A 2,015-nucleotide genomic window follows, 5' to 3' on the forward strand; every position below is an offset into this window, starting at 1 on the left:
GCGCAAGCCGGGGTTGAAACGCGGCCCACGTTCTGGCGCATCGGCCACGTCGGCGAGGCGCTGTTCTACTACCTCGCCGCGGTCGCCGTCGCCATCTTCCTGTACGGCGTCTACCAGCGCTTCGCCACGTACGCCCGCGGCGCCGACGACCCCATCACCCGACTCACCAACCTTCCCTCTCGCGTGCTCACTGCTGCGAAACTCGCCATCACTAACGAAAAACAGTTCGACCGCGACCTCTACGCCGGCCTCATGCACACCTTCATCCTCTGGGGCTTCCTCTCACTCGTCATCGCAACGACCATCCTCGGCATCGACATGGACCTCTGGACGCTCGTCCTCGGCCAGCCCTCCTTCTTCGTCGGCGACTTCTACCTCGCGTACTCCTTCGTCGCGGACGCGATGGGACTGCTGTTCGTCGTCGGCGTCGGCATGGCCATCTACCGCCGCTACTGGGTCAAATACGGCCGCCTCTGGGGCAAACACACCAGCACCGAGGACGACCTCTTCGTCTGGACACTGTTCCTCCTGGGCGTCGGCGGCTACCTCACCGAGGGCGTCCGCATCCTCGGCACCAGCGCCACCCGCGACGTCTCCTTCGAAACCGTCTCCTTCATCGGCTGGTTCGTCAAAGACGTCCTGCAAGCAGCGGGTATCACGGCCGAAGCCGCAGCCGCCGCCTACCCCGTGGTGTGGTGGAGTCACGCGCTGCTCGCGCTCGCGTTCGTCGCCAGCGTCCCCTACGCCAAGCCGTTCCACATGCTCTCCAGCTACGCCAACCTCCTCACCCGCGACGAGGACGCCGGCAAACGGCTCCCCCGCGTCCCCGAGGACGCCAGCCCCGAGGAAATCGGCCCCTCCGACATCGAGGACTTCACCTGGAAGCAACTGCTCGACCACGACGCCTGCACGAAGTGCGGGCGCTGCTCGTCGGCCTGCCCCGCCAAGGCCGCCGGCCGCCCCCTCGACCCCCGGGACGTCATCCTCGACCTGAAAGCCTACCGCGAAGGCCTGGAAGCAGGCGACCGCGAGGAAGTCGACATCGTCGCGGACGGCGGCACCTCCGTCGTCGACGCCCAGACGATGGAGTCCTGCATGTCCTGTATGGCGTGCATGGACGCCTGCCCCGTCGACATCGAGCACGTCACGCAGTTCACGGAGATGAACCGCCGGCTCACCGAGTCCGGGCAGATGAACAAGAACGTCGAGGAGGCCGTGATGAACGTCTTCCAGAAGGGCAACACGTTCGGCGACCCCGACCGCAACCGCCCCGACTGGACCCAACAGTTGGACTTCGAGGTGCCGGACGCCCGCGAGCAGTCCGTGGAGTACCTCTGGTACGTCGGCGACTACCCGAGTTACGACGAGCGCAACCAGCACGTCGCGCGCTCGCTCGCCCGAGTCTTCGAGGAGGCTGGCGTCTCCTACGGCATCCTCTACGAGGACGAGCAGAACGACGGCAACGACATCCGCCGCGTCGGCGAGGAAGGCCTCTACGAGATGGTTGCTGAGGAGAACATCGAGGCCTTCCAGGCCTGCGACTACGAGAACATCGTCTGCACGGACCCCCACTCGTACAACACCTTCTCGAACGAGTACGAGCAGTTCGGCTTCGAGGACGGCGACTCCGTCTACCACTACACGCAGGTCGTCGAATCGCTCGTCACTCAGGGCGCGCTCGGGCTCACGGGGACGGAACTGGACGAGACGGTTACGTACCACGACCCCTGTCACCTCGGACGGTACAACGGCGAGTTCGAGGCGCCCCGCGAAGTCGTGCGCGCGACCGGCGTCACGCTCGACGAGATGCCGCGCAACCGCGACGATTCGTTCTGCTGTGGCGGCGGCGGTGGCGGCCTCTGGATGGACTTCGACGAAGAAACCAAACCCAGCGAGGAGCGCATCCGCGAGGCCTTAGAGGACACGGACGCCGGCCCGGACGTCGACCGTTTCGTCGTCGCGTGCCCGATGTGCATGACGATGTACGAGGACGGCCGCAAAACGGGTGGCTACGA

At 65.9% G+C, this 2,015-nt stretch carries 1 protein-coding gene; it reads left to right on the forward strand.

Features of this window, described 5'->3' with window-relative positions:
• A partial coding sequence (locus tag LPA46_RS18600) for a (Fe-S)-binding protein (RefSeq protein WP_230893802.1) occupies positions 1-2,015 on the forward strand: 2,015 nt, incomplete at both ends.

This window comes from Halobacterium sp. KA-6, from assembly GCF_021029015.1.
Classification (GTDB): domain Archaea; phylum Halobacteriota; class Halobacteria; order Halobacteriales; family Halobacteriaceae; genus Halobacterium.